Below are 4,125 nucleotides of genomic sequence, written 5' to 3'. Positions count from 1 at the left end.
CTTTTCTCCTCTAGTCATTTTTAAATGAAATTAAATAAATAGGTGCTGTAACAGACCTGTTTTAAATTTCTTCATTAACTCAAGTCTTACTCTATGCAGATCAATTAGCTTATCAACTTCAAAAGTTAACTTAGTAATTTTATTTTGCTCTTCAAAACTTGTTAAAGGGATAACAAACTCTTTTACTTCACTCTTAGAAATTTCTTCAAAGGTTGTACCATGCTTGTATCTATCAGCTTGGTATTTAACTATAGGAATTAGAGTATACATAAAGATGTTTGTTAGCTTGTCTTCATTTACAACAAAGCTTTGGAACCCTTGGTTAGTACAAGCTTCTTTTTCTAGAATTGCAGTATTACCGATAGTTGCACGACTAGAAAATAGGATAGCACCAACTGGAAGCATTTTTGCAGTGCAAGCTTTATAACCCTCTGGAGTTATTTTACGTTGACTATCCCCAGCGTATAGTCGTTTACCTACCTCTGTAGGTGTTAACCAGTTAATATCGCCTCCCCAATACTTTTCAACTTTAGTACTTGGAGTTCCACCAGAAATAACTTCAGCACACTCGTGGATTTTATACCATTTCCAAGGATCAGTAAAACCTGCAAAACGACGAGTTGGATAGGTTTTGTGAGTTCCTTTGTAAACGTAATTAGGGATTAGGTCTTTTACTAATCTTTGTTTGAGAGTTAACAGATTATTTAACTTCTGTTCTAGAATTACTACTTGATCATCGACATCTTTAAAGATTTTTCCTATTTTGCGTTGCTCTTCAATGCTAGGCATAGTTACAGGTAAAGCTTTTAAGTTGGTTACAGTAATAAATTGCTGAGCTGTACCTTGAGAGATTACGTGGATAAATTTTCTGCTTTTATGCAAGAGAAAATAAGCCTGTAGATAGTAAGGATCAACTTGATTTTTATCTTTAACCCTTATTAAACAAACACGAGGATTTAGCACATACTTGTCATTTTCTGTAACTATAGCAGATCTGCCACAGTAACCATAAAAAGCCATTACAATGTCTCCCTCTTTCAAGAGGATTTCTTCTTGATCAGTAAAGCCATTAAATTCGATTACACGACTTCCGTTACCTATAGCAGCAATTGATACAGCTTGATATTTACCCGTTCTTTCTAAAGTTAAATTTTTTCTATAATTAATAAAGTCAACAATGTCTTCTAGACTAGTTGTAATAAAGTTATTTGATTTAGTAAAAGACAAAAGAGGAGATTCTTGCATAATAGTGATATCTTGAAAGTGGAGGTTACAGATTTCTCGTTTTCAGTGAAAAAGGAAACCTTTGAATTTACACTTTAATATTATACGAACATTAGCATATTTTTATGCAAGAAATACCTTAAGTATTTAGTAATTAAGGTTTTTATTAGCTTGTTAAGCTTGTAAAATAATTAAGAAACAAGAAAGAGCTAGGAGGTTTCACTCCTAGCTCTTTAACGTTTTATTTGCTTTGGTTAATTAAGCAGTTAGTACCACTAACTGCTTTTTAGTTATACAAATTACAAGGTTTACAAGATTATTTACCAACTGCTTGCTGTGCTTGTTTAAAGCTGTCAGTCTCAATGTATTGTTTACGTAAGTACTCGTGTAACTGTTGGTTATTGTCAGTTTCATCGATTGCTTTCATAAGGATTTGTAAGCGTTCGATGTCATTGTTAACCTCTGAAAGAAGTTTACGCATTTCCCATTGCACATTAACTTCTTCTTGAGGAACCATGAGGTTTTCCTTACGGGTAGATGATGGTAAAACATCAATAGCAGGGAAGATACGACGTTCAGCAATACGACGGCTTAAGTGTAACTCCATGTTACCTGTACCTTTGAACTCTTCGTAGATCACGTCGTCCATTTTTGAACCTGTGTCAATTAGCGCAGTGGCGATAATTGTTAGAGAACCACCCTCTTCTACATTACGAGCAGCCCCGAAGAAACGTTTTGGACGATGAAGGGCATTAGCGTCAATACCACCTGAAAGGATTTTACCCGAAGCTGGAGTAACGGTATTGTAAGCACGTGCTAGACGAGTAATTGAGTCTAGTAAGATAACCACGTCGTGTTTATGTTCAACTAAACGTTTTGCGCGTTCTATTACCATCTCTGCCACTTGTACGTGACGCGATGCTGGTTCATCAAAAGTTGAAGCAACTACTTCACCTTGAACTGTACGCACCATTTCTGTTACTTCTTCTGGACGTTCGTCAATTAGCAGAACAATAATTTTGGTTTCAGGGTTATTTTGGCAAATTGAAATTGCAATTGATTTTAGCAGTTCAGTTTTACCAGCTTTTGGTGGAGCAACAATAAGACCCCTTTGTCCTTTACCAATTGGTGCGAGGAAGTCAATCAGACGTGGAGTAACGTTTTCTTTTTCTTTTACTTCTTTACGCTCAAGCACCAGACGGGTATCTGCATAGAGTGGAGTTAGGTTTTCAAACAGAGTTTTGTTTTTAGCTTTCTCTGCTTCTTCACCATTGATTTCATCTACACGAATGAGGGCAAAGTAACGCTCTGCGTCTTTTGGAGGACGGATAAGACCGGTTACTGTGTCCCCTGTACGTAGGTTAAAACGACGAATTTGGTTTGGTGAAACGTAAATGTCATCAGGACCTGCAAGATATGAGCAGTCGGCATTACGTAAGAAACCAAAACCATCGTTGTGGAGTTCAAGTACTCCAGAACCACGTACTTCCACTCCTTGATCTGCTTGGTGTTTTAAAATTTTAAAAACAACTTCTTGCTTAGAGAGGCGGTCTAGTTCTGAAGTATCCATCTCTAACTTTTCAGCAAAATCATACAGCTGTTTAATGGTTAGAGATTTCATTAATTCTAAACTAGGGGTTTTTTTGAGGGTAGCGAGCGAAGGTTTTCTTGGCATCTGCTTTTTCCTTGTAATTCTTTTGTGTGCGATGGTTAGCGTTTAGCTAAAGCTTGTTTAATTTCTTCTAAGTTGCTGTAGTCTTTTGCATAGTAAAGTTTGTTGTTTACTACGTCAAAAGCATCCATACCACAAGCAAGAGCGCCTTGCATACCTAGAGTACCGTCTTCGAATACTAAACAGTTTTGTGGTTCCACGTTTAGGCTTTTAGCTACGCTTAACCAAGTTTCAGGATCTGGTTTATGTTTGCTTACATCATCTTGGCTAAAGGTGTTTTCTTTACCCATTAACTCGTATAGAGCAAACTTTTTATCTAGTAAGTCAACAAAGTGACGGAAGCTTCCGGTACCGATACCTAGTTTTTTACTACCTTTGTATTTGTGTGCTAGGTGGTAAGCAGGTAGAGCTTCAGTTTTGTCAGCAATGTATTGGCTAGCAATATCAACTTTAGTTTGTAATACATCTGGCACTAATTCAGGAGCAACACCTGCGTCTTTACAGATTTCTTCAGCAATAAACACAGCTGATGAACCTGTTAAACGGTGCATAATTTCTACGTCAAAAGTTTTATTAAATCTTCTGCCTGTTTCTTCCCAAGCTTGTTCGTGAGCTGGGATAGTGTTTAATAAAGTTCCGTCTAAATCGAAGATTAACGCTTGATATTTTTCTAATACTTCTGGAGTTAAAACTTGTTCTAATGATTTCATAGTAATAATAAAGTGAATGGTTTTGTTCTAGTTGCTTTGTATTGCTTTGAGATATAGGAGTTACTGGAGCTACTAAATCTACTGAAGCTACTGAAGCTACTGGAGCTACTGGAGCTACTGGAGCTACTGGAGCTACTGGAGCTACTGGAGCTACTGGAGCTATAGCTCAATTTGCAAACTAGAAATGTGTTCTAAATAAAATTTAACGAGGATCTTTAGTTTAGAGGTTTAAAAAAGATCTAATTGAGTGCTCAAGAGATCACAAGGCTCTAATTGTTTTCTCAAGAGGAGCAAAAGATCCAACGAGTGCCCAAGAGATAAAAAGCTCTAACTGAGTTCCCGAGATCTAACTGCAATCTAACTTACAATCTCAATTAATTCTCTCTAAATCTCCTATAAAGATCTAAGTCTAAAAGGGAAATAAAAATAGACGCTTGCCAAGCAAGCGAAGATGATAGATTTATCTATCCAAGAAGTTGTATATTCAAGAGGCTCTTTATGCAAAAGCTCTTTATTGCA

Annotated in this window: 3 protein-coding genes; all 3 read right to left on the bottom strand. The window is 36.6% G+C overall.

The window, feature by feature from the left end:
* Positions 1-30: 30 nt before the first annotated feature.
* Positions 31-1,245: a restriction endonuclease subunit S gene (locus CKF54_RS04665; RefSeq protein ID WP_119525210.1), complete on the bottom strand. Its 1,215-nt coding sequence runs from the start codon at positions 1,243-1,245 to the stop codon at positions 31-33.
* Positions 1,246-1,540: 295 nt separating this feature from the next.
* The gene (rho, locus tag CKF54_RS04660) at positions 1,541-2,845 is read right to left on the bottom strand and encodes a transcription termination factor Rho (RefSeq protein WP_222987516.1); all 1,305 of its coding nucleotides are present in this window, start codon (positions 2,843-2,845) and stop codon (positions 1,541-1,543) included.
* 89 nt (positions 2,846-2,934) lie between these two features.
* The gene (locus CKF54_RS04655; RefSeq protein ID WP_119525208.1) at positions 2,935-3,606 is read right to left on the bottom strand and encodes an HAD-IA family hydrolase; all 672 of its coding nucleotides are present in this window, start codon (positions 3,604-3,606) and stop codon (positions 2,935-2,937) included.
* Between the last annotated feature and the right edge of the window lie 519 nt (positions 3,607-4,125).

The sequence above is a fragment of the Psittacicella hinzii genome (assembly GCF_003585885.1).
GTDB lineage: Bacteria > Pseudomonadota > Gammaproteobacteria > Enterobacterales > Psittacicellaceae > Psittacicella.
Note: the sequence above shows the minus strand (reverse complement) of the source record. Positions and strands in the feature narration are given on the sequence as shown.

Coding starts and splice junctions, on each gene's coding strand:
- CKF54_RS04665 (WP_119525210.1), bottom strand. CDS start 1,245: ATGCAAGAATCTCCTCTTTTGTCTTTTACTAAATCAAATAACTTTATT.
- rho (WP_222987516.1), bottom strand. CDS start 2,845: ATGAAATCTCTAACCATTAAACAGCTGTATGATTTTGCTGAAAAGTTA.
- CKF54_RS04655 (WP_119525208.1), bottom strand. CDS start 3,606: ATGAAATCATTAGAACAAGTTTTAACTCCAGAAGTATTAGAAAAATAT.